Genomic DNA, 25,145 nt, shown 5'->3' on the forward strand with positions numbered 1-25,145 from the left:
TAAGTTTCCTTAAGCGAGTTTAATTTATAAAATATACTGTAATTTTATTCTTCTTCAGAACGAGTTACATAACTTGCATATCTTTCTTTAGCATTTTCTTCTGCTATTTCATAAAGTTTTTCAGCTCTTTCAGGGAATAATTTCTTAAGTGAAGTATATCTAACTTCTCCATCTAAGAAGTCTCTGAAAGGTTTAGTAGGTTCTTTAGAATCTAAGATAAATGGATTCTTTCCTTGAGCTTTAAGTTCGGGATTGAATCTATATAGATGCCAATAACCAGTTTCTACAGCTTTCTTTTCTTCTTCTATTGAGAATCCCATTCCAACTTTAATTCCGTGGTTTATACATGGTGCGTAGGCAATTATTAGTGATGGACCATCATAAGCTTCAGCCTCTTTAATTGCTTTGAAAGCTTGGTTCTTGTCAGCACCAAGAGCGATTTGTGCAACATATACATAACCATAAGATGTAGCCATTAATCCAAGATCTTTCTTCTTAGTTAACTTACCAGCTGCAGCAAATTGTGCAATTGCTGCTGTTGGAGTTGCCTTAGATGCTTGTCCACCTGTGTTTGAATATACTTCAGTATCAAGAACTAATACATTGATGTTTTCACCTGATGCAAGAACATGGTCTAGTCCACCATATCCAATATCATATGCCCAGCCGTCTCCACCAATAATCCATTGACTCTTCTTAATTAAGAATCTTTCAAGGCTTTGTAATGTTTCAATGATATCGTCAGCCTTTTCATTTCCGAATTTTTTATCAAGAACTTTTAATACATTTGCACTTGCAGCCTTAGAAGTCTTGTAATCATCCTTGCCTTCTATCCACGCATTAAATGCATCATTTGCATCTTTATCTACATTAAGTTCAATAAATTCTTTCATTAGATTTTCAATTCTATTTCTAGTTTGTTCTTGAGATACTGCCATACCATATCCGTATTCAGCATTATCTTCGAATAATGAGTTAGCCCAAGATGGTCCATTTCCACAATCATCTGTACAATATGGCATTGATGGTGCAGAACCACCCCAAATTGATGAACATCCTGTTGCATTTGCAATACTCATTCTATCTCCAAATAATTGAGTAACAAGTTTTACATATGGAGTTTCCCCACAACCTGCACAAGCTCCAGAGAATTCAAGATATGGAGTTTGGAATTGAGAGTTCTTGAAGTTGTTTGGTTCAATATTTCGTTCTTTAGACTTAATATGTTCAGAAGCATATTCCCAGTTAGCTGCTTGTACATCAATTTCATTTTCAAATGGAGACATTACAAGTGCTTTTTCTTTAGCAGGACAAACTTGAGCACAATTTCCACAACCAGTACAATCTAATGGTGAAATTTGCATTCTATATTCATAATTTTCAAGTCCCTTTCCTATTGCTTTTTTAGTTTCAAATCCTTCAGGTGCATTAGCCATTTCTTCTTTATCAGCTAAGAATGGTCTTATAACTGCATGAGGACATACTAATGAACATTGGTTACATTGAATACAATTTTCAATCTTCCAGTGAGGAACATTTACAGCAATTCCTCTCTTTTCGTAACGACTTGTTCCAGATGGGAATGTTCCATCAGGCATATCAATGAAAGTAGAAACTGGAAGGTCGTTACCTTCTTGTCTATTCATTGGAATAAGAATATTGTTGATAAAGTCAGGTGCTCCCTTAATTTTAAAGTCTTTAGTAGTATCAGCATTTTTCCAAGAATCTTTTACTTCGATTTTCTTTAATGCATCTATTCCACGGTCTACTGCAGCATAGTTCATCTTAACTATATCGTCACCCTTAGCACCGTAATCTTTTACGATTGCTTCTTTAAGAAGTTTAACAGCTTGGTCAAGTGGAAGTACTTGGGAAAGGTTAAAGAATGCAGCTTGCATTACCATATTAGTTCTTCCGCCAAGTCCAACTTCTGCAGCAATTTTTGTAGCATTAATTGTATAGAACTCAATTTCATTGTCTGCAATGTATTTTTTCATATAACCCGGAAGATGTTCGTCAAGTTCTTCTTCATTCCAAATAGTATTTAGCAAGAATTTGCCGCCTTTTTTAAGTCCTCTCAATAGGTCATAAGAATATACATAAGATTGTTTTGAACAAGAAATAAAATCAGTTTCAGTTAATAAATAAGTTGAAGTGATTTTATTTTTACCAAATCTCAAGTGAGACATTGTAACTCCACCAGATTTTTTGGAGTCATAGTCAAAGTAACCTTGAGCATACATATCAGTGTTATCACCAATAATTTTAATTGCTGATTTATTTGCACCAACAGTACCATCAGATCCAAATCCCCAGAATTTACATCTAATAGTTCCTTCGGGTTCAGTTGTAATTATTTGTTTAATTGGAAGTGATTTATTAGTTACATCATCAATGATACCAACTGTGAAGTCATTCTTAGGTTTATCTTCTTTTAGGTTATCGAATACTGAAAGAATATCTGTTGGATTAGTGTCTTTAGATCCAAGACCATAAATACCACCAACGATAAGTGGTTTTTTGTCTGATTCATAGAAGGCATCTCTAATGTCTAAGTATAGAGGTTGTCCAGCTGCTCCCTTTTCTTTAGTTCTATCAAGAACTGCAATTCTTTCAACAGTTTCTGGAATTGCTTTCATTAAGTGTTCAATTGAGAAAGGTCTGTATAAGTGAACTTTAACAAGCCCTGTCTTTTCCCCTCTTGCATTTAGATAATCTACAACTTCTTCAATTGTTTCTGTAACAGAACCCATTGCTACGATAATATTAATAGCGTCTTTAGCTCCGTAATAGTTAAATAAATTATATTCTCTTCCTGTTAACTTAGAAATTTCTTTCATATAATCTTCAGTAATACCAACTATGTTTGTATAGTATTTGTTTGAAGCTTCAATTTCTTGGAAATAAATATCAGGATTTTGAGCAGTACCTCTTACTTGAGGTCCCTTTGGATTTAAAGCTCTTTCCTTAAATTCTTTAATTGCTTCCTTGTCAACAAGTTTTTCCAAATCTTCATAATTAAGTACTTCAATCTTTTGCACTTCGTGAGATGTTCTAAATCCATCAAAGAAATGAGCAAAAGGAACTCTACCTTTAATTGCAGACAAGTGAGCAACACCAGCTAAATCCATTGCTTCTTGAACTGATCCTGATGCAAGAAGTGCAAATCCTGATGCTCTTGCTGCCATAACGTCTTGATGATCGCCAAAAATTGATAGTGCATGAGATGCTAATGCTCTTGCTGCTACGTGGAATACTCCTGGAAGTAATTCCCCTGCAATCTTATACATATTAGGTAGCATAAGTAATAAACCTTGAGATGCTGTGTAAGTAGAAGTAAGTGATCCGGCTTGTAATGCGCCGTGAACAGCTCCTGCAGCTCCTCCTTCTGATTGTAACTCCTTAACCAATACTTCTTGTCCAAAAATATTTTTTCTTCCATGAGAAGCCCAAGCATCAATGTGCTCAGCCATTGGAGATGATGGAGTTATAGGGTAAATACAAGCAACGTCCGAAAACGCATAGGCTACATGAGCGGCTGCTTCATTACCATCCATTGTTTTAAATGTTTTAGCCATATTATCCTCCCATTATTAATAATATAAATATAAACTAACTATACTGTTTACATTATAGAACTTAATTTAATAAATTTCAATAATATTATTAATAAATCAGCTTAAATAATTGAAAACAGCGAACTGTGAAAGCCGTTTCATATTGTGGAATTATGTATTTTTTAAAATTTTTTTATTTATTATTTATAAAAATAAATAAGAGAGCTAATATGCTCTCTTAAATCTAATCTGCTTTTTTTAACATTCTCTCATTAAGAGCTAATGCTGGATTATATCCCAATTCCTTTTGTTTGTAGTTTTTTGTAGCAACCTCTATAATAAGTGCAGTATGTCTTCCTGGTTTTACTGGTATATCAAACTTAACTACATCAATACCCAAAATATTTTGGTAATTATTGTCAAGTCCAAGCCTTTCATATTCCTTTGACTCGTCCCAATCTTCTAAATTTACTACTACTTCTATTGCCTTTTCTTCCATTACAAAACCAATTCCAAACATTTTTTGAATATCAATAATGCCAACTCCTCTTATTTCCATAAAATATTTTGTAATGTCTGGAGATTTTCCTATTAATTTTTTGTCTATATTTTTTATAATTACTGAGTCGTCAGAAATTAGCCTTGCACCATTTGAAATTAAATCAAGAGCAGTTTCACTTTTTCCTATTCCACTTCTCCCCGTAATAAGTACACCTATACCTGAGATGTCGAGCAAAACTCCATGCATTCTCATAGTAGGTGCCAAGGCTTCATCAACTAGAGAAATAATTTTGCTAAAAATTTTTGAAGTAGTATCTGGACTTCTAACTATAGTTACATTATGTTTTTTAGCCAAAATTTTTGCTTGTGGGAAAATAAAGTTATTTCTTGAAAATACGACTACTGGAATATTGTACTTAAATAATCTTTCAAGTGTGGAATACTTTTCTTCGTCATTTAAGGAATTTATATAATGCCACTCTTGAGTTCCAATAAGCTGAATCCTATCTTTGACAAATTTTGCATAATAACCACATAATTGTAATCCTGGTCTGTTTATGTCGCTATTTCTAATTTCAATCTCTTTATAATCAGTAGACTCATGAATAATTTCTAATTCTAATTCATCTACTATATATTTTAATTTAACTCCCATTTTTTGTTCTCCTAAAATGTTCATAAAGTGAATTGGCACTTTTTTCATTCATTGATTCAACTTCTAAAAGTTCTTCCACGCTTGCATTTTTTATCTTGTCAATGGATTTAAAATGTTTTAGCAAATTTTCTTTTCGCTTAGGCCCAATCATTTTTATATCGTCAAGCTCTGACTTAAACATTGCTTTTGACCTTAAGTTTCTATGATAATTTATAGCAAATCTATGAGCTTCTTCTTGGATTTTGTAAATCATTTTATAAGCCCTAGAATTTAAATCAACATTATATTCTTTGTTATTGTAAATAATTCCACGGGTTCTATGAAAATCATCCTTTACAAGCCCACAAATTTCTATGTTTAAGTTTAGTTTATCTAAAATTTCCTTTGCAGCGTTTACCTGACCTTTGCCGCCGTCCATCATTATTAAATCCGGAAAATTTGAAAAAGATGTATTCTTATCCCTTTTCTTTTCTTCAACACCTCTTGTAAATCTTCTCTCTATTACCTCTTTTAAGCTTGAATAATCATCAGGACCAATTACATTTTTAATTCTAAACTTTCTATAATCACTTTTTTTAGAATCTCCAGCTTCAAATACAACCATGGATCCTACAGATTCAACGCCAGAAATATTTGAAATATCGTAGGCTTCAATACGTCTTGGAGTATCACTTAGTCCAATTAAATTTTTTATTTCTTCAAGTGCCAACTTATTTGATTCTGCACGCTTTTTATATTTGCCCCCATATTTTTCAATCATATCAAGAGCATTTCTCTTCACCATTTTAATTAATTCTTTTTTATCGCCCTTTATAGGAACAGTTATTGTAACTTTGTTCCCTCTTCTTTCTGAAAGCCAATCTTCTAAAACTTTAGCATCCATTGGTTTATCTTCAATAATAATTTCCTTTGGAATATAACTTGCTCCAATATAAAATTGTTTTAAAAATGAAGAGAAAATTTCATCATAACTGTCATTGTAATAATCTCTTATCATATAGTGCTCTCTGCCAATAATTTTTCCCTTTCTAAAAAAGAAAATTTGAATTAATACTTCATCTATCCCTTTTGCAAGAGCAATAATGTCTTTATCATCACGAGCTTCTGGATCACTTATAAGTTGTCTTTCCTTTAAATATTCTAAATTTTTAATTCTATCACGAATGTCTGCAGCATTTTCGTAATCCAAATTTCTTGAATAATCCATCATCTTTTCGTGTAGCTTATCTAGTAATTTGTTATTAGCACTAGATAAAAAGCTCAAAACTTCATCAACCATTATATTGTAATCCTCGTCCTTTACATTGCCTATACAAGGCCCAAGGCATTTTCCAATATAATAATTAAGGCATGGTCTGTAACTCTTTTCTTCAACATTTTCAAGATTTAAGTTGCAAGTTCTAAGAGGATAAATCCTTTCAAAAGTTTCTATTGATCCATTTACAGCAAAAACATCTGGATAAGGTCCAAAATATTTTGCCCCATCCTTTAATATTCTTCGAGTTTTTATAACTCTAGGAAATCTTTCATTGAGCATTACCTTGATATACGGATATTGTTTATCATCACGCAAAAGAATATTGTATTTTGGAAGATTATCCTTAATTAAATTTGACTCAAGTACAAGGGATTCCACTTCATTTTCAACAATAATATACTCAAAATCGTGAATTTTTGAGACCATGCTGGCAACTTTTTTTGAACTCTTTCCATAAGAACCAAAGTACTGTCTAACTCTTTTTCTAAGAGATTTAGCTTTTCCAACATAAATTATCTCATCTAATTCATTTTTCATTATATAAACTCCTGGTTTATCAGGAAGTTTGTCAAGCCTTTCTCTTAAATCTATCAATTATCTAATTACCTCTCTCGTTGACTCTCTTAAATAATCTAAAATTTCTCCCTCAAAAAATGGACTTAATTTTGCAAAAACTTCTTTATGATAAGAATTCAAAACTTCTAATTGCCTATCTGTAAGTAAATTTACATCAATTGCCTTTAGTTCAAAAGGGCAAAAAGAAATTGTCTTAAATTTATTAAATACCGAATCTACCGTTTTACAGTCGAAGATAACTCTCATAATATTTTCGATTCTTATACCATATTTATTTTCTTTATAAACTCCCGGCTCATTTGATACAATCATATTCTCTTTCATTCTGACTGCAAGTTCTCTTGGCGAAATCCTCTGTGGTCCCTCGTGAACTGAAAGCACAAACCCAATTCCATGACCTGTGCCACATTTGTAATCTAATCTTTCTTGCCACAAGGCATATCTTGCAATTCCATCTAAAGCTAAATCATATGTCCCCTTTAAGAAAACTGCATCCATTAAGTTTATGTGACTCTTCAAAGTTAAAGTGTAATCATGAATTTCTTCATCTGTGAGTTCACCCATGGCAATAGTTCTTGTTATGTCCGTTGTTCCAGAATAATATTGCCCACCAGAATCCACAAGATAAAAACCTTTAGGCTCAATTATAGATTCATTGTCCTTAGTTGCATGATAGTGCATCATTGCAGCATTTGCTCCATAGGCAGAAATTGTCTCAAAAGAATTTGAAATATATAGTGGATCTTCAGCGCGAAAACTGTCAAGCTTCATTGCAGCTTCATATTCACCAATTTTATTTTCTGCATTTTCTTTCAACCAATAAATGTACTTAAATAATGCAACTCCATCTCTAATATAAGTTTCTTCAAGATTTTTTATTTCAACATCATTTTTAATTGATTTTAAATTTTCAGAAATGTTATTGCCGAAAATTATTTCATTTTTATTGCAAATAGATTTATAAATTCTTTCGTTAATAGAGTTTGGATCTAAATAAATTTTTTTATATTCATAATTCTTTAAATAATAATAAAATTCAGAATAATCTCTTAATTCAGCTACTTTACGAATATCTTTTTCAATTTTTCTTGTCTTAGTTTTGTCTGTAAATAAAGTAACTTTGTCATTTTCAATAATCATAAAAGAAATTAATACTGGAGTATCCTTTATGTCCATTCCACGAATGTTTAGTGTCCATGCAATATCAACAAGTGAAGAAACTATGGTTAAATCAACTTTTTTACTATCTAAAATCTTTCTAATTTCAGAAATTTTTTCATTAGCAGATTTCCCAGCGTATTTTACATCAAGTAAAAAGGCATCATCACTTGGAAGAGGAAATCTATCTTTCCAAAGTTCTCCAATTAAATCAATGTCGATGATTTTTACATCTTTTTCCCTTATTTTTTGTGACAAAAAAATAAAACTTTCATGAGAAAAATATTCTGCATTAATTCCAAGAGTTTCTCCGTCTTTAATATTTTCTGAAACCCACTCGCCGTAATTTAAAACCCCATCTAAACCTTGTTTTTTAAGTTCAAAACCACAATTTTTGATTTCCCTTGCGGCCTGGATAAAATATCTTCCATCAGTCCAAAGATATGCCTCATCCATAGTTATAACTGCCGTCCCCTGCGAACCAGTAAATCCCGTTACAAATTCCAATTCCTTAAAATAATCTGGAAGGTATTCTGAACCATGAGGGTCCTTAGTTGGAATAATATAAAAATCTATATTTTTTTCTTTCATTATATTTCTAATTTCATTTAAAATCACAAAATCACATCCTAAGTCATATATTATCACAATGATAAAATTGAGCAAAGAAAAAAGTCCGGCGAAATTAATTTCAACCGAACTTTCTTCTTTTTTATATTTTCTTATTTATTTGATTCAGTATAAATTTGCGTAGGTCCATCGGCAACACCGATCATTTCCAATTCACCATCTCCAGTCATTTTTTTCCACTCATCATCAGAAATCTTCCGATTAATCATGTTTTCCATTTGAGTTTTTGTCAAACTTTGATTCTCTTTTGCAATAGTTTTATTTACGAAAAATCCTGCAAAAAATGACAAACAAATAAGAAAAATAGCTAAACCTTTCTTCAAAATATCACCTACCTAATAAATTTTCCCATTAATAAATAATGAGATATAAAAAGTTTAAAACAATGCAAAATAGAATAAGACAATATAATATACTGTTGCACTTTCATGTCGATAAAATCGCTGCTTTATAAGTCTCCAGTATTATTATTTCATCACTTTTCTTTAAACAATCCATTTATCAATGCTGGTTTATTAACGAGCACTATAAATCATAATGCATAAATTTGCATACATTAAAGCAAATATCATAATTACTATGTTAATAATCTTATAATATTTTTTATCAAATTGTCTCTTTAGTTCTTCTTTAAAAGGGATAAAAAGTAAAATTATAATAAGATTTATTATTCTTACAATTATTTGTATTAATTCTATTCTCATTTTATTACATAGTCGTAAGCTTCGCTTACATTAATATTATAAAAGTTATTCCATTCTATATAATACCCAAATGTTCTAACTCCGTCTGGATCAGCAGGAGTTGTTTCAGCTGTTACTGATACTATGCAGCCACCATTATTAACTATTTTTGATATATTCCAAGACTCCAATGAGTATAAACTTGAAGCTAAACCAATAAATCCACCAACTGATGTGAAAATTACTCCTATTGGCACTGATAAAGCCCCAGCAACAGCTGCCAATCCATCTTTTCTTCCATTTCTTAAATCAATGGATTGTCTTCTATTTAGATAAATATGTACTGTATTAGCATATTTATTCTTGTAACTCACAGCTGCTCCATTAGGAGCATATTTACTAGAACTTCTTTGACTTTTGAGTAATTTTTGATTACCAGAATTATCATTCTCTAATATCCTTTCAACATCTTCTTTTACCCATTTATCAAATTGATCTTCTACTCCTTGTAATTTTAATTGTTCATATACATCATTTAATATTTCTTCCTTATGTGTATCCATAGAAGTTTCATTCGATTCTGTTGTAAACGCATAACTAAAATTAATTAATGTAATAACAAAAACTAATATAAAGCTAATTGATTTCTTCATAATTATCCTCCTACATAACTTGTATTACTTGATTATTGTCCGGCACTATTTCATTTGAAAATACTGGCATTGTTAAATCTATTATCAATTTTAAAATAAGTATTCATTATTTTCATTTCTTCCAATTATTCATAAAACTCATCCCTTCTACATTGGTTTTAAAATTTAAAACTACTTAATCTTTACTATTTTGTTTTAGTAATACTTTACTATAAGTATTTCTAATCTCCATTCTTATACCTCTGTGGATTCAAATATCTCATAGATTTACCTCCTACCTAACATAACTACTTATATTTATTTTATAAGTTAAAGGATTTACAGACTGATTAATTATAATAACTTTATAACTACTTCCACTATTAGCTTTGATTTTTAAATTTACTCCTTGATTGTATCTTGATTCATATATTATATTTCCATTTTCTTGTATGATAACTGTATAATCTACACCGCCTCTACAATACATTTCACTTGTTCTTATAGTAAATCCATTATGGTTTTTTCCAAAAAGTGAACTCATGTTAAATGTATAAAAATCACTGGAAGCTCCTGCTAGTGTTCTTTTTTCATCTATGTTAGCTGATCTCAAACCATTAGTTGGGATTTCATATAAATCTAGTTTTTTATACTCTTCATCTCTTATTTCTTCAACTCTATTGTCCACATTTACATAAACTTCTTTTATTCCCTCTGTATCAGATATAACTTGATTTTCGTCTACCTCAATGGCATTGGTAAACACTGGTATGTACAAAAATAATAAAAATATTAAAGTAAATGTACCTGACATTGTTTTTTTCCAATTTTTCATTGTCAACATCTTTTCCTTAGTTGGACTTAAATTTAAGACAAATTTATCATTTTTTCTTTGTCTTTCCACCAATTTAAGCATTGACTGGCAATATTTTTTCCTATTTTCTAAAGTATCTCCTATTTTTTCTATAACTATTTTGTCGCAGTTTATCTCAATATCTTTCTCAAAATATTTTAAGCTGAGTATTAAAAAGAGATTGTACCAATAAAGACATATTATTAAATTTTTTAAATGAGTTAATAAAATATGATATCTTTCTACATGAACTAATTCGTGTATTAGCACATGCTCTAATAATTTCTGATCTTTTAAAATACTTTCTTGTAAAATTATTTTTGGTTTTACTATTCCATAGGTTATGGGCGTATCTATTTTTTCATTTATATAAAGTTTTACTTCTCTTTTTAAATTAAATTTTTTTAGGGATTTATTTAAATAATTCCTATCTTTTAATTCAACAGAATTACTTATAACTTTTTTAAATTTTATAAATTGATATACTATGTAGATAATAACTAAGCCCGAACCTACTATCCTGTTAATCCATGATATTGATGGAAAATTATATGTTATATAAATTGCTGCTTGGTTTATCAAAATTGGGATTGCGAAAATTGTCTTTATAAATTTTGAGGCTTCATAGGTTTTTACACTAAATAATATATCTTTTGGAAATATTAAATATATTAAAAGAAGAGTCCATAACATAGTATTGGCACCTTTAATGCTTTTTAAATTTAATCTCTTTCTAAAAAGTAAAATTATAATTATTATTAAAATAGACTTTAAACTTTTATATAGAAATTCTGAATTTGCTAAACTTATTCTCATTTTTCTTCATTTTCAAAATATTTAATTATATTTTTCATCTCTTGAACTTCTTCTTTGCTTATTTTTTTATCCTTCAAAAACGCTCTACAAAAACTTATAAAAGAACCTTGAAATAATTTGTCTATGGCTTCTTCTCTTTGTTTCTGCAAAGCTTCTTCTCTTGTGACTATGGGTTTTATTGTATATTTCGGATACCTTCTTGATATTGCTCCCTTTTCTAAGAGCCTGCCAAAAAATGTGTAGCAAGATGTTTTACCCAGATTATATTTTTCCTTTAACACTTTGGATAATTCTAGGGCTTGAATTTCTCCATTTTCATCTAAACACTCCCCTTCCCACAAAACTTCCATTACCATTATTTCTCCATTTGATAGTTCCATTTTTCTCACCTCCTGTTCATTATTGTTAGTATTTATATTTTCATCTCGAGTATATATCGTCGCTTTATTTTTGTCAAGTTTTAATAATAGAAAAAAGTCCGGCGAAATAATTTTCCCCCGAACTTTCTTCTGCACTTATATTTAAAATCCTTTTAAGCATATTTATTAATATCTTTTAAAATTTTTATTTTAAAATTCTATGGTAACCTTAAATAAATCTCCATCAATTTCTATTTCAAAAGTTGCACCATGAGCTTTCACAAAGGATGAAGCTATTGATAGTCCAAGACCTGAGCCTGAAGTTGTCCTTGATTTTTCACCACGAGTAAATCTTTCCATTAGATCCTCAGCTGAAATATTTAGAGGATATTTAGAAATATTTTTAATAGTTAGTTTAATACCATCATTGTTAAAGAGATCTACATATACTCTTGAGTTCTCCAAGGCGTATTTTGAAATATTTGAAAATAAGTTATCTAAAACCCTTGAAAATTTTTGTCCGTCAATTTCAATCATTACTTTTTCTTCTGGAAGATTTGAAATTATCTCTATATTTTTTTCAGCAATCTTATCTTCCCATTCACCAATGGATTGTGCCACAAGTGAATTGAAGTCAAGTTCTTGTTTGTCTAACTCAATATTGTTTGATGTTGCCTTTGAAACTTCAAATAAATCTTCTATTAAAACTTTTAACTTATTTGACTTTTCATTTATTATTTTTGAATACTCCTTAATTTCATCTGCTGAATTATCCTCTTTTGAAAGCAAATCTGAATAATTTATTATAGAAGTTAGTGGTGTTTTTAAATCGTGACTTACATTTGTAATTAATTCTGTCTTTAATCTTTCAGACTTAACCGCTTCTTCTATTGCCTTATCTAAATTTGTGCTGATATTGTTGAAATTATCAACTATTCCATCATAGAGTCCATCATTTTTTGAAATTTCACGATTATAATTTCCCTTTACTATTTCACTTGACTCCCTATTTATTCTAATAACTTCATTAATATTTTTAAGAAGAATAATGTAAATGAAAACTCCAAATAATATCATTGGAATTATTGTTCCTCCAACTAAAGAAGAAAACAGACTTGCAAAAATTAGAAGGATCAAATATATCCCGAAGTAGACTGTTGTAAATCTTATCTTAGTCTTTCTTATATTTTCATTTTCAGAAAATTGTGAAAGTGCACTAGTAAAAATTCTGTAAATCAAAGAATTTTTGACAAGATAGTTTTCTGTATTCTTGTTAAATATACTTTTTATTAAAATTAGAAAATAATTTATTGTAAGTGAAATAATTAAAAGTCCTATCAAATATAAGAAATAAAAAACATATAAATTATAGTAAACTTGTACTAAACCAGAAATCGCTAAACCGCATACCAAAAGAATTCCAAAGAGAATTAAAACAATTTCAATAGGTAGTTTGAAAATTTTTCTCAAATTTTCATTCTCATCAACCTTTTCCATGTTCATGAAAACTGAAAATATTATAGTTAAAATAGTTGCAATTAAAATGCTAATTCCAATTTGAAATTGAACTTGATCTCTAAATACATCTCTTTCAATTTCATTAATGACCTCATCATCTAATGAACCATAATAAGCAAACTTTAAATTTTTAATATTATACAGTCCATTTATATTTGTCATATTTTCATTTATTTGTTTTACAAAAAACTTATCTAAAAAATTATAATTACTTTCTTCTAGTCTTTTACTTTTAATAACTTTATCAATTTTTACATTGTTATTAGAAGCAGATCCCGTTATTAAAAAGTCATTATCTCCTAATTCAATTTCAAGAGGATCGAATTCATTTTTTTCATACTCATTAGTCAAATAAAAAGTTTTATATTCAGATTTTATTTCGGGTTGATTTATCATCCAGTCTTCTAAATACTTTTTTGGATCAAGTCCCTTTTCCTTAAGATCGTCCTTTTTCCTTTGAACTTCAATAATATTTGGATCTGTAATTACTTCTCCATTTGTGTTAAAGTATTTCAACTTATATGATTTAACTGCGTAGTTAAAAAATTTATAACTATTATCATAATTGTTAAGAGATTGCATTATTGTATCAGAGACTCTATTTTTTGTCATTATCTTTCTATAATCGGAATCTGAACCCATAGAAAATAAAAACATACTTAATAACATAGAAATCAGTGATATCGCAAAAATTATTAAAGCATAATAGCTAAGTTTGTAAGAATTTTTTTTCATTATTTTCGCCTCAAATCTTCAAATTTGTATCCAAGTCCCCACTGCACCTTTAGGTACATTGGCTTCTTTGGATTTACTTCGATTTTTTCTCTAATTCTCCTAATGTGAACAGTTACAGTTTTTGCTTCAATTGCAGGTTCATTCCACACGCTTTCATAAATTTCTTCAATTGAAAAAACTATATTTGGATTTTTCATTAGAAGTTCCAAAATTTTAAACTCAATAGAAGTTAGCGTTACTGGTTTATCCTCTACATAGGCAATCTTCTGTGCTAAATCTAATTTTATGCTTCCTATTTCAATAAAATTTCTATCGTTTTTCAAATCATAGGCATAAAATCTTCTAAGATTACTCTTCACACGAGCGATAAGCTCCATTGGATTGAAGGGCTTTTGAATATAATCGTCAGCTCCAATATTAAGTCCAAAAATTTTGTCAGTGTCCTCTGATTTTGCAGATAAAATAATTATTGGGACTACAGAGATTTCCCTTAGCTTAATAATAGCTTCTTCGCCAGATAAATTTGGCATCATTAAATCCATTATTATTAGATCAATTTTTTCATTTCTAAAAATTTTTATAGCTTCAAGACCATCATATGCATAAAAAATATTAAAATTTTCATTTTTAAGATAAATTCCAATGGACCTTGCAATTTCCTTGTCGTCCTCAGCAATTAAAATATTGTATCTATCCATTACATCCCTCCTTGTTTAATTATAATAGCAAATAATAATTACAAATATTCTTACAAAATCTTACAAATTTATTAAATAATACTAATTAAAATCTTCCTAGTATTAAAAGCCTTGCAAAATGTATTGCAACAAGAGAAAAAACTATGCTAAGAGCAGCGTAAAAAATTGAATTCAAAAAATTTCCATTATTTTCTAAATTAAATATATCAAAGGCAAAAGTAGAAAAAGTCGTGAATCCTCCACAAAATCCAACTTTCATAAATATAACTAGTCTTGAATCTAATTTATTTTTTTCTGCGTAAAAGGCAATTAATGCAATCAAAAAAGATCCTATTACATTTATTATAAAAGTTGAAAATGGGAAATCCACACCACTTTTTATATTATTAGATAAAAAATATCTTAAGGAAGACCCCAATGCTCCGCCTAATGCTACATATAAATACATATTTACTCCTTTCTAATACTTATTGTATGTCAAAAACTTATATGCTAAAATCATTTTTGTTATAATTATATTAAAAAAGGAGTTTATTGTGAAGAAATACATTGGAATGAAACTAGAATATGAAGTTGATGATAAACCAAGTTTTTTTAAATCCTCACTGCTTGGATTTCAAAATATTTTGACTGCTTTTAGTGGAATTATCGCTGTACCACTAAGTATTGCAGCCATAGCTGGTACTAATGTAGCAGAAACTTCTATACTTATTTCTGCTGCACTACTTGCATCTGGTATTTGTTCTTTTATACAAACTAAGGGGATTTTTAAAGGCAATGCAAAGGTCGGTATAGGTCTTCCAACAATTATGGGAACTGACTTTGGCTTTGTACCACCTGCCAATGCTGTCATTAACACTATGGGTGGTGGACTTGCAGGTTACTTTGGTGCAACGATTTTAGGTGCACTTTTAGAATTAATACTCAGCTTTTTTATTAAACCACTTTTAAAATTTTTCCCAGAAGTAGTTACTGGAACTGTTATTACGCTAATTGGAATAACTATGATGCCCGTTGCCTTTGATTGGGTTGGCGGAGGATATGGTGCAGAAAATTATGGAGATCCGCTTTTTATTGGAATTGCCGTCTTTACTTTTCTACTCATAATTTTTATAAATCATTACGGAAGAGGTTTTGCGACTACCGCATCAGTATTTATTGCAATGATAATTTCTTATATTATTTGTATTCCATTGGGTCTTGTAGATTTTTCACAAGTTGCAGCTGCACCTTGGATAAAAATTCCAGAGTTATTTCCTTTTGGAGTTAAATTTGATTTGAGATTTGTCGTTCCCTTTATCGCTGGTTATCTTGTAACTATAATAGAAACTGTTGGAGTTATGAAAACTCTTGGTACTGTTTGTGAAGTTGAACTATCTGATACAGATATCTCTAGTGGAGTTAGAGCTGATGCTATTGGTTCTATGTTATCTCCAGTATTTGGTTCAGGTGCAGCACAAACTTTCAGTCAAAATGTTGGACTAATCCCACTTACAAAATGTGCGTCAAAAAAAGTTGCACTTTTTTCATCTTTTATATTAATAATAATGAGCTTTTGTCCTAAATTTGCCACTTTAGTTTCAATTATGCCTTCACCTATTCTTGGAGGTGCAGGAATTCTTATGTTCGGTACAATTTTAGCTTCAGGTATGCAAGCACTTAGCAAGGCAAAATTTTCCACAAAAAATATTATGATTATTGCCGGAGGAATTGGCGTTGGAATTGGTATTACAATGAGACCTGACATTGTTTCAAAACTTCCAAGTTTAATCTCAGCACTTTTTTCATCTGGTATATCAGGTGGAACTATTGTAGCTGTAATATTAAATATTTTGCTAGTTGAAAAAGATTATTAAGAGAAACTGCCCTTGTGGCAGTTTTTTTGTACAAATATTTTTATAAAGCCTCTTACTATGCTATAATATTAAAAGAAATTCTCGTTTTGAAAGGATAATAAAATGAAGGACTTTTTGACAAGACCGGCTTGGATTGAAATAAACTTAGATAATTTTGAAAATAATATTAAGGAAATTAAAAATCTCGTAGGCGAAAATACTGAAGTTATGAGTGTAGTAAAAAGCGATGCTTATAGACTTGGAGCTGTTCCCCTTTCTTACATATCCATGGAACTTGGAATAAAATTTTATGCTGTGGCAACTCTAGGAGAAGCTTTGACTTTTAGGAAAGAATTTCCCAATTCGGATATATTAATTCTTGGCTACACTCCACCGCATCTTTATGAACATGCAATTAAAAATGATATTACGCTTAATCTTTATTCACTTGACGATGCCACTAATCTTGATGCTATTGCAAAACAAATTCATAAAATTGCAAAAATTCATATTGCCGTAGATAGTGGAATGTCTAGGATTGGCTTTATACCTAATAAAAATTCTTTAGACGAAGTCATAAAAATTTTCCAACTTAAAAATATTTATGTAGAAGGAATTTTTTCACACTTTGCAGCTTGTGAATCAGACCCTGAATTTACAAAAAAGCAGTTTAACTCCTTTAAAAATTTTATAAGAGAAATTGAAGATAAGGGCTATAATTTCAAATATAGACATATTGCAAATTCTTCTTCTGTTTTATATCACAGAGAATACGATCTAGATATGGTAAGACCAGGTATTATTCAATATGGTTATACTGACAGCAAAAAACTTCCAGAGGAGTTTAATTTAAAAGAAATACTTTCAATAAAAGCAGAAATATCTTCTATAAGAAAGGTAAAATGCGGCGAAACTGTTGGCTATGAAAGATTTTATAAATGCACTAAAGATACAAAAGTCGTTACTCTTCCCATTGGATATGCAGATGCCTTTCCTCGAATTTTATCTGAAAAATTAGAAGTATTAATAAATGGAAAAAGGTGTAAACAAATTGGCTTAATATGTATGGATCAAATGATGATAGATGCAACAGGTGTTGATTGCAAAATTGGTGATGAAGTTGTTTTAATTGGCAAACAAGGTGATGAAGAAATTAAAGTAAGAGATATATGTAAATTTTCTGGCGACTGCGAAACATCTTTTATCACACATCTTAATAGGAGATTGCCAAAATATTATTACAGACATGGTGAACTTGTCCATGTTTCTCAAATGGATTAAAAATATAAGTACAAAGGTTGTTAAACTTTCTATTCTTTAGCATATAAAAAGAGAGTCCTAAGACTCTCTTATATTATTCTTCAGTTTTTTCTTCTTGTTTTTCTGCTTCTTCTGAATCTAATTTTTCTTTTACAGCATAATATTCTTTAAAAATAACATCTTCTAATTCTTTTCTTGCTTCGGCATTAATTGGATGAGCAATGTCTCTGTACTCTCCATTAGAAAGTCTTCTGCTTGGCATTGCTAAAAATAAAGATTCATTTCCTTCTATTATTTTTATATCATGAAGCACAAATTCGTTATCAAAGGTTACAGATACTATTGCTTTAAGCTTTCCTTCTGTTGGTAATTTGCGAAGTCTTACATCAGTTATGTTCATACAAGTATCCCTCTCTTTCTTTATGATATTATAGCACAAATAAGATACATAATAAACGCTTTAATTAAAATTTTTCCTTTAATCTATTTAATTTTAATGTTTATTATTTTTTCTTTGTAAAATTTTTGTGATATAATGAAAAAGAACTGGAGGAAGTAAATTGTTTGAAATTAATATAGATAATAGTAATTATAAAAATATATTTTTTATAGGAATTGGTGGAATAAGTATGTCTGCACTTGCAGAGCTCATGCTTTATAAAGGCTATAATGTCTATGGAAGCGACAGAAGTCCCTCTATAAATACAGAAAAATTAGAAAAAAATGGCGCTACAATATATTACGAGCACAAAAAGGAACATATTTATAATATGGACCTTGTAATTTTTACTGATGCGATTTCCTTTGACAACGAAGAATATATAGCAGCTGTAAAAGAAAAAATAGACCTAGTTGATAGAGCTACATTTTTAGGTGCTATAATGAAAAATTACGATTATTCCATTGCTGTATCAGGAACTCATGGCAAGACAACTACAACTTCCATGATAACAGAAATTATAAAAGACCTAGAAATTAATCCAACAATTATGCTTGGTGGTCAATTAAAAGATATTGATGGCAATATTAAAATTGGCGACGAAAAATTATTTTTGACAGAGGCTTGTGAATACAAGGCAAATATTTTAAAATATTTTCCTACTACAGAAATTGTTTTAAATATTGATGAAGATCATTTAGACTATTTTGACAATATTGACCATATAATTAAAACTTTTAAAGGCTATGTTGATAATCTTCATAAAGATAATTATGTAATTTTAAATATTGATGACGAAAATGTTAATTCTCTCTTCCCAATTGATAACTGTAAAGTCTTTACTTTTGGAATAAATAATAATGCAGATTTAATGGCAAAAAATATTGAGTTTAACGAAAATGGCTTCCCAATTTATGATTTGTATTTAAATGGTAAAAAGGTAAATCATATTGAGCTTTCAGTCCTTGGAAAGCACAATGTATTAAACTCTCTTGCCGCAATTGCTGCAACCTATGTAAACAATATTCCACTTGAAAATGCAATTATCGGGCTTAAAAATTATAAAGGTGTAGAAAGAAGACTTGAAGAAAAGGGCTACTACAAAGGAACAAAAGTTATGGACGATTATGCTCATCATCCAACGGAAATAAAATCATCAATTCACGCAATTAAAAATGCTTGCAAGGGAAAATTATACACAATTTTTCAACCTCACACTTACACAAGAACAAAACTTTTGTTAGATGCCTTTGCCAACTCCTTTGACGAGTCAGATGTAATTATAATTACAGATATTTATGCAGCACGTGAAAAAGATTATGGTGATATTCACTCAAAAACTTTAAGAGATGCCATTTCCGAACACCGAGACAATGCCTTTTATATTTCTGGATTTGAAGACATAGTAAAATTCATTAAAGAAAATATCAAAAAGGGTGATGTTGTTGTAACTATGGGTGCTGGCGATGTATATAAAATTGGCGAAATGATTTTAGAAAAATAAATTTAGTATTAACGATTTATTGGAACTCCTTTGAGTTCCTTTTTTATTGAAATATCATCAAATTAAATTCAATCTATTTGGCAGACATAGTAAAGATCGTAAAATATTTTATCTACTATTTTTTAATCATCTATAAAAAAGATCCTATAGAAATAGATTTTTAAAATCTACATCTATAAGACCTATTTTTGTAAATTCATCTAGTTAAATAAATTTACAGTATTTTTAGAATTTTTTTCTGACTCATTATTGAGCTTATCATTTTTTGTATTCGCAGAATTATTTTTATTTGTAATTTTATTTTTTGCATTTAAATTATTTTTTGAATTGTTTTCTTTGTTTTGCGAATTGTTAACTGCATTATTTGAATTAACGTCTTTTGTCATTTCACTGTTTAGCGAATTTTTATCTTCAAAAGAAGATATTTCAATTTCGCGAGTTTCATTAATATAATTTACAACCATATCCAAGTTCTCTGCAATAAATCTAATTGGCACATAAGTCCTGTCGCCTTTAATTATTGCTGCTTGATCAATGTTTACGTCCTCTCCATTAATTTTTATAGTCTTTGAATCAATTTTAAGTTCAAAATTTTTTCCCTTGCTATTAACAATTACAATTCTATTATCATTATCCCAATTTACTTCTCCGCCAATAGCTTCAACAATAAATCTTAGTGGGACTAAGGTTCTGTCATTCTGTATAAATGGTTTTGCGTCCATTTTTTTTGCTTCACCATTAATACTATAATTTACATCATTTACTTTCATCTTTATTAACTTTGTATTTTCATCATATAGTGAAAGTGTGGAAGTTTTGTCGCCAAGTTTTGCGATTATCTTTGGATTTCTACCATAATCTAAAATATTAATATTAAAATTATTTGGATCAACACTTGCCTTCATATCCTCAAAGGAGTAATTTATAACTCTTGGAGAAACTTTTACTTTCCTACCATTATATTCTCCATTTGCGTCAAGACTTAGATTCATTCCTCTTTTTATAATTTTATTTTTTGCATTAATATTAAATTTTGTGTAAGCAGACTTATCAGCTACATTAATTTCTTTATTTATTTTTTCACCTTTATTAGTTGTAACAATTAAGTTAAACTTTCCTGGATTCATGGAAAGATATGACAATCCATTTAAAATATTTGCTCCATTGGAATTATCTGCAATTGTATAAGTTCTATCTTTTATGTCAATAGGATTTAAAAATTCATCCCATGCTGATTTTAATTTTAAATTAAGCGTTTCGCCAACAATTGTATCTAAACCACTTTCAAACTTTACATCCGAAATAATATTTGTATTTGTAGTTGTATTGAAAACTCCAAGTCCATTTACTACCTTTCTCTCTCCAGCATTTTTTTCTGGATTTGTAACTCTAGTTCTATTTAAGTCTCCTAAATTTCTAACAGCCATTGCAGTTGAACCGCCGCCGTCTAAATTCATTGCCTTAAAAGCTCCAAGATCTAACATAAATTGCGACAAGTCATTTAAAGACATACCTGAAGATCTTTTAGTCTTACCCTCTGCTGATACAATATAAACAGTTTTCCCATCCTGACTTATTCCTACGGCAGTTCTCGCTCTAACACCGCCAATTGAAGTTACGTCCTTAGTATATTTTTTAATTGCACCATTTTCAACAAGAAGTGCATGACCACCAATCATCATCTTCCAATTTCTATTTGGCTCAATATTAGTCTTAATTTCTAATTTGTCTCCCACTTTAATATTATCACGTACAAATTTTTCTGATGCCCCGCTTATTTGTAAAATTTTCTTTCCATCAGGAATTTTCATATCGATGTTTTTTCTATATACAATTTGTTCCACGACATTATCTCCTGAAAGAAGAACTTCTCCTGCAGTGCTATCTCCTCTTGATTTAGAAGACCAAAAAGAATTATACATTTGAATTTTTGATTCGTGAGAATATTCCTTTGATGGTTGATACCAATAGTATGTCTTATTTAATCCATCAATTGGATAAGATTTGCCATTGGGGGCTGTTACACTCCCTATAAATTTTGTGCTGTCAATAAAGGCAGTATTATTTTCATCAATTCCAAAGGACCATATGTCAGTTAAAACTGCCGGAGATGATTTTATATCACCATCAATTATAGATGCCCCTAGTGGCACACCTTGAAGCTGCATTGTAAAGAAATCTCCATTTACAAGAGCAACAGCATTAGTTCTATCAGCCATTTGTGAGACAGTTGCCTTATTTGTATAAGTACCGCCTCCTGCCACAGTGTTGATTTTTATGTGTGGATTATTTAAATCAACTGTAACAACATTTACCACGGCATTCTTTTTGTCTCCAGTAACTTCATACTTATATCTCACAACTCCTGGAGCAATAGGCTCATTGAATAATAATTTATTTGCTGCAAAAACATTAATAGTAATAGTCATTAAAAATACAGCCATTATTAAACTAATTCTTTTTTTATTCATTTTATCAACCTCTCTTACATAAAAAGTATAAAGGAATATATTAATTTTCTCAAAGAATTTTTGAATTTGTAACAAAAACTTAATTGTAAAACTAATTTTAAAAATTTTGCAAAAAAATATCTTGCAAAGATGCAAGATACTTTTAAATGGTTTAGTTGTTTTTTAATATTTCGTCAAATGCTTTTGTAAGTTCTTTCATATCTTCTAAAGTTGTATCACCCATATGTCCAACTCTAAAAGTTTTATTTGCCATTGGACCATAGCCATTAGAAATTACAATTTCTCTTTTTAGCAACTCATTATTTAATTTTTCAAAATTTAAATTTTTTGTATTCTTAACACAAGTTATTGTTGGCGATAAATACTTTTTATCTCCAAAAACTTCAAAATTTTTATTTGCCCAATCCTTAAAATAATTTGACATTATTAAATGTCTATTAAATCTATTTTCAAGACCCTCTTCATTAACTATATAATTAAGTTGGTATTCTGCGGCAACCATATTTGAAATCGCAGGAGTTGAAGGATATTGGAAGTTATTTTCTTTTGAATAATTATATAGAAGCAATAAATCAAAATAATGTCCTCTATTCTCAATTGTCTTTGCCTTTTCTACTGCCTTTGTCGAAAAAGATGCAAAACTTAGTCCAGGTACAAGACCTAAACACTTTTGCGAAGATGTAATTGAAATGTCAATTCCGTATTTATCTTGTTCAATTGGAGTGCCACCAGCAGAACTAACGGTGTCAATTGCCCAAATAATTTCACTATATTTTTCTATAATAGGTTTTAGTTCTTCAAGATTATTTAAAATACCAGAAGAAGTTTCATTATGTGTGATGCCAACAAAATCATAATCCTTTTTCTTTAAAGCTTCTTCTAATTTATTTGGATCAGTAGCCTCTCCTGGTTCAGCTCTTAAAATATCTGTTTCAATTCCATTTTCAAGGCCCAATCTTTGCCAAAGTTCTCCAAAGGAACCTAATGCACAAATTAATGCTCTCTTCCTTGTGCAAGATCTAATTGCACCTTCCATAAGTCCAGTTCCTGATGATGTTGAAACTAAAATATATTCCTTAGTTCCAAAAACTTTTTGCATATTTATTATAATTGATTTCTGAATTTCTGATGCTTCCTTAGTTCTATGTCCTATTACAGGTTTTTCAAATTGCTTTAAAACTTCGCTGCGAACAGACACAGGACCGGGTAAAAATAATTTCATCTTTATTCCCCCTAACTATTCTATGATGATATTATAAAAGATTTTTATATTCAAATAAAATTCTTTGCCGACCTACTTTTTCCTATTTTATTTACCCATTTTATGATATTTTAAAGAACAATATATTCAATTATCAAATAAAAACTCTGCCATAGACAGAGTTCTAAATTTAATATTTTAATTTTGCAAAAATCATTTTTCCTGCTGAAGTTTGAAGTGCACTTGTAACTATTACATTTACACTTTCTCCAATGAGGTCCTTTCCATTTTCAACAACTATCATTGTTCCATCGTCTAAATATCCTAGACCTTGATTTTGTTCCTTGCCTTCCTTGACAATCAAAATTTTCATTTCTTCTCCTGGAAGATAAAGTGGTTTAACCGCATTTGCAAGCTCATTAATATTTAACACTTCTAAATTTTGAACTTTTGCAACTTTATTTAAATTGAAATCATTTGTAACAATTTTACCGCCTAAGTCAGTTGCAAGCTTTAAAAGTTTTGAATCCACTTCAGGAATTTCTTCAATTTTTCCATTGTAGATTATTACTTCAACATTTTTTAATTCTTGAATTTCTGCAACGGTGTCAAGTCCTCTTCTTCCACGATTTCTTTTTAGTGCATCTGCTGAATCTGCAATATGTTGAAGTTCTTCTAATACAAATACTGGTACTACAAGAGGTCCTTCGATAAAACCAATTTTTGCAATATCAAGTATTCTTCCATCAATTATCACTGAAGTATCTAACACTTTTGGAATGCCTTCTCGAGCTTTAATGTTTTCCTTTGGCTTAAATGTTTTCTTCGCAGCTATAGAAGTTAAATCTCTTATCTTTTCTGAAATAGTGTCCTTATTTGACATTCCAATATTAAGACCTAAATAACCAAGCATCCCATAAAGTAAAATAGAAATTACTGAACCCACATAGGGTATGGGAATTTTATAAATAGGTTGCGAAATTAAAAATGCTATTATTAGTCCAAGAATAAGACCAACAGCACCGAGTATTATCTCTGTAAAAGATTTTGTCTGAATTTGTCTTTCCCAAAAAGCCAAAAGTTCCTCCAAAGTTTTGAATACCTTTGGTGAAAGTATAAAAAATATAAGTGCAAATAAAATTACAATAACGGTAAAAATTACTGTCATAACTTTTTGACTTTCAATATCTTTTACAAATTTCATGTCTGAAATAAGAGAAACGATAAAAATACCCACAAGTGCTCCTATCAATGTAAATAGCACTTTAAAAATTTTGGACACAATTTTTCGGTTCTTGCTAATAAAAATCCCTCCTTAACCAAATATGGCGTCATCAATAAGTTTTGTGATTTCTTCTACCTTTTTATCAAAAACAAGAGCCATCTCTGAAACGATGATCTGTCTTGCTTCTGTCAATATTTTCCTCTCTCCTGTTGAGAGAGATTTTTGTTTATCTAAATTTTCAAGACATTTTACTACATCGGCAATTTCTGTTAAATCACCTGATTTTATTTTATCTAAATTAAATCTATACCTTCTATTCCAGTTCTTTGGCATAGATATTTCTTCACTTGAAGAAAGTGTTTCTAAAACTTTTTCCATAGTTTTTACATCAGAAATTTTTCTAACTCCAACTTCTTCAGCGTTTTTTACAGGCACCATAACTTTTAAATTATTAATCGGTAATTTCATTATGTAATAGTTGTGAACATTACCTAGAATTTCCCTTTCTTCTATTGCTACAATTTCACCTGCCCCGTGCATAGGATATACAATTTTATCGCCGATATTAAACATATTTTACC

General features: G+C 29.7%; 19 protein-coding genes. 3 read left to right on the plus strand and 16 right to left on the minus strand.

Annotation, left to right across the window (positions count from 1 at the left end; all coding sequences use genetic code 11):
• Positions 1–44: 44 nt before the first annotated feature.
• From nifJ to crcB, 11 genes are all read right to left on the minus strand, one after another.
• Positions 45–3,578 (minus strand): pyruvate:ferredoxin (flavodoxin) oxidoreductase, encoded by a 3,534-nt coding sequence (gene nifJ / locus ACQRC6_RS03355; protein WP_427847737.1) that lies wholly within the window; start codon positions 3,576–3,578, stop codon positions 45–47.
• Positions 3,579–3,801: 223 nt separating this feature from the next.
• Entirely contained in the window at positions 3,802–4,713 is a 912-nt protein-coding gene (gene hprK / locus ACQRC6_RS03360; RefSeq protein WP_427847738.1) for an HPr(Ser) kinase/phosphatase, read from the minus strand.
• Positions 4,703–6,565: an excinuclease ABC subunit UvrC gene (gene uvrC / locus ACQRC6_RS03365; protein WP_427847739.1), complete on the minus strand. Its 1,863-nt coding sequence runs from the start codon at positions 6,563–6,565 to the stop codon at positions 4,703–4,705. The genes hprK and uvrC overlap by 11 nt, the downstream gene beginning before the upstream one ends.
• Entirely contained in the window at positions 6,566–8,323 is a 1,758-nt protein-coding gene (locus tag ACQRC6_RS03370; protein WP_427847740.1) for an aminopeptidase P family protein, read from the minus strand.
• Positions 8,324–8,427: 104 nt separating this feature from the next.
• Positions 8,428–8,658 carry a hypothetical protein gene (locus ACQRC6_RS03375; protein WP_427847741.1) on the minus strand — a complete coding sequence of 77 codons (231 nt, stop codon included), beginning with the start codon at positions 8,656–8,658 and terminating at the stop codon, positions 8,428–8,430.
• A gap of 377 nt (positions 8,659–9,035) precedes the next feature.
• Complete coding sequence (locus ACQRC6_RS03380; RefSeq protein WP_427847742.1) at positions 9,036–9,581, minus strand: hypothetical protein; 546 nt, start codon at positions 9,579–9,581, stop codon at positions 9,036–9,038.
• Between the two features lie 364 nt (positions 9,582–9,945).
• A complete protein-coding gene (locus tag ACQRC6_RS03385; RefSeq protein ID WP_427847743.1) occupies positions 9,946–11,319 on the minus strand; it encodes a M56 family metallopeptidase in 1,374 nt (457 codons plus the stop codon).
• On the minus strand, positions 11,316–11,699 hold the full coding sequence (locus tag ACQRC6_RS03390) for a BlaI/MecI/CopY family transcriptional regulator (RefSeq protein WP_427847744.1): 384 nt from the start codon (positions 11,697–11,699) through the stop codon (positions 11,316–11,318). The genes ACQRC6_RS03385 and ACQRC6_RS03390 overlap by 4 nt, the downstream gene beginning before the upstream one ends.
• Positions 11,700–11,888: 189 nt before the next feature.
• Positions 11,889–13,931, minus strand: coding sequence for a histidine kinase dimerization/phospho-acceptor domain-containing protein (locus tag ACQRC6_RS03395; protein WP_427847745.1), 2,043 nt, complete (start codon positions 13,929–13,931; stop codon positions 11,889–11,891).
• Entirely contained in the window at positions 13,931–14,629 is a 699-nt protein-coding gene (locus ACQRC6_RS03400) for a response regulator transcription factor (protein WP_427847746.1), read from the minus strand. Before ACQRC6_RS03400 ends, ACQRC6_RS03395 begins: the two co-directional genes overlap by 1 nt.
• 85 nt (positions 14,630–14,714) lie before the next feature.
• Positions 14,715–15,077 (minus strand): fluoride efflux transporter CrcB, encoded by a 363-nt coding sequence (gene crcB, locus ACQRC6_RS03405; protein WP_293559239.1) that lies wholly within the window; start codon positions 15,075–15,077, stop codon positions 14,715–14,717.
• 88 nt (positions 15,078–15,165) lie between these two features.
• Between crcB and ACQRC6_RS03410 the strand changes: the two genes are divergently transcribed.
• Together ACQRC6_RS03410 and alr are read left to right on the plus strand one after the other, a co-directional pair.
• Positions 15,166–16,485 (plus strand): uracil-xanthine permease family protein, encoded by a 1,320-nt coding sequence (locus ACQRC6_RS03410; protein WP_427847747.1) that lies wholly within the window; start codon positions 15,166–15,168, stop codon positions 16,483–16,485.
• Positions 16,486–16,587: 102 nt separating this feature from the next.
• Positions 16,588–17,745, plus strand: coding sequence for an alanine racemase (alr, locus tag ACQRC6_RS03415; protein WP_427847748.1), 1,158 nt, complete (start codon positions 16,588–16,590; stop codon positions 17,743–17,745).
• A 73-nt stretch (positions 17,746–17,818) separates the two neighbouring features.
• Here alr and spoVG read toward each other — a convergent pair whose 3' ends face one another.
• Complete coding sequence (gene spoVG / locus ACQRC6_RS03420) at positions 17,819–18,124, minus strand: septation regulator SpoVG (protein WP_293559299.1); 306 nt, start codon at positions 18,122–18,124, stop codon at positions 17,819–17,821.
• Positions 18,125–18,284: 160 nt separating this feature from the next.
• Between spoVG and murC the strand changes: the two genes are divergently transcribed.
• Positions 18,285–19,667, plus strand: coding sequence for a UDP-N-acetylmuramate--L-alanine ligase (gene murC / locus ACQRC6_RS03425; RefSeq protein WP_427847749.1), 1,383 nt, complete (start codon positions 18,285–18,287; stop codon positions 19,665–19,667).
• Between the two features lie 200 nt (positions 19,668–19,867).
• Here the strand turns inward: murC and ACQRC6_RS03430 are convergent, their stop codons facing one another.
• The 4 genes from ACQRC6_RS03430 to ACQRC6_RS03445 all read right to left on the minus strand — a co-directional run bounded on the left by ACQRC6_RS03430 (position 19,868) and on the right by ACQRC6_RS03445 (position 25,137).
• A complete protein-coding gene (locus ACQRC6_RS03430; RefSeq protein ID WP_427847750.1) occupies positions 19,868–22,138 on the minus strand; it encodes a stalk domain-containing protein in 2,271 nt (756 codons plus the stop codon).
• A gap of 151 nt (positions 22,139–22,289) precedes the next feature.
• Positions 22,290–23,360 (minus strand): pyridoxal-phosphate-dependent aminotransferase family protein, encoded by a 1,071-nt coding sequence (locus ACQRC6_RS03435; RefSeq protein ID WP_427847751.1) that lies wholly within the window; start codon positions 23,358–23,360, stop codon positions 22,290–22,292.
• 169 nt (positions 23,361–23,529) lie between these two features.
• The gene (locus ACQRC6_RS03440) at positions 23,530–24,621 is read right to left on the minus strand and encodes a PIN/TRAM domain-containing protein (RefSeq protein ID WP_427847752.1); all 1,092 of its coding nucleotides are present in this window, start codon (positions 24,619–24,621) and stop codon (positions 23,530–23,532) included.
• 33 nt (positions 24,622–24,654) lie between these two features.
• Positions 24,655–25,137: a CarD family transcriptional regulator gene (locus ACQRC6_RS03445; RefSeq protein WP_427847753.1), complete on the minus strand. Its 483-nt coding sequence runs from the start codon at positions 25,135–25,137 to the stop codon at positions 24,655–24,657.
• Positions 25,138–25,145: the final 8 nt, after the last annotated feature.

The sequence above is a fragment of the Peptoniphilus sp. SGI.035 genome (assembly GCF_050315115.1).
Lineage (GTDB): Bacteria > Bacillota > Clostridia > Tissierellales > Peptoniphilaceae > Peptoniphilus_A.

Excerpts from the sequence above, each read along its gene's own strand:
- nifJ (WP_427847737.1), bottom strand. The coding sequence starts at position 3,578 with ATGGCTAAAACATTTAAAACAATGGATGGTAATGAAGCAGCCGCTCAT.
- hprK (WP_427847738.1), bottom strand. The coding sequence starts at position 4,713 with ATGGGAGTTAAATTAAAATATATAGTAGATGAATTAGAATTAGAAATT.
- ACQRC6_RS03380 (WP_427847742.1), bottom strand. The coding sequence starts at position 9,581 with ATGGATACACATAAGGAAGAAATATTAAATGATGTATATGAACAATTA.
- ACQRC6_RS03385 (WP_427847743.1), bottom strand. The coding sequence starts at position 11,319 with ATGAGAATAAGTTTAGCAAATTCAGAATTTCTATATAAAAGTTTAAAG.
- ACQRC6_RS03390 (WP_427847744.1), bottom strand. The coding sequence starts at position 11,699 with ATGGAACTATCAAATGGAGAAATAATGGTAATGGAAGTTTTGTGGGAA.
- ACQRC6_RS03395 (WP_427847745.1), bottom strand. The coding sequence starts at position 13,931 with ATGAAAAAAAATTCTTACAAACTTAGCTATTATGCTTTAATAATTTTT.
- ACQRC6_RS03400 (WP_427847746.1), bottom strand. The coding sequence starts at position 14,629 with ATGGATAGATACAATATTTTAATTGCTGAGGACGACAAGGAAATTGCA.
- crcB (WP_293559239.1), bottom strand. The coding sequence starts at position 15,077 with ATGTATTTATATGTAGCATTAGGCGGAGCATTGGGGTCTTCCTTAAGA.
- alr (WP_427847748.1), top strand. The coding sequence starts at position 16,588 with ATGAAGGACTTTTTGACAAGACCGGCTTGGATTGAAATAAACTTAGAT.
- spoVG (WP_293559299.1), bottom strand. The coding sequence starts at position 18,124 with ATGAACATAACTGATGTAAGACTTCGCAAATTACCAACAGAAGGAAAG.
- ACQRC6_RS03430 (WP_427847750.1), bottom strand. The coding sequence starts at position 22,138 with ATGAATAAAAAAAGAATTAGTTTAATAATGGCTGTATTTTTAATGACT.
- ACQRC6_RS03435 (WP_427847751.1), bottom strand. The coding sequence starts at position 23,360 with ATGAAATTATTTTTACCCGGTCCTGTGTCTGTTCGCAGCGAAGTTTTA.
- ACQRC6_RS03445 (WP_427847753.1), bottom strand. The coding sequence starts at position 25,137 with ATGTTTAATATCGGCGATAAAATTGTATATCCTATGCACGGGGCAGGT.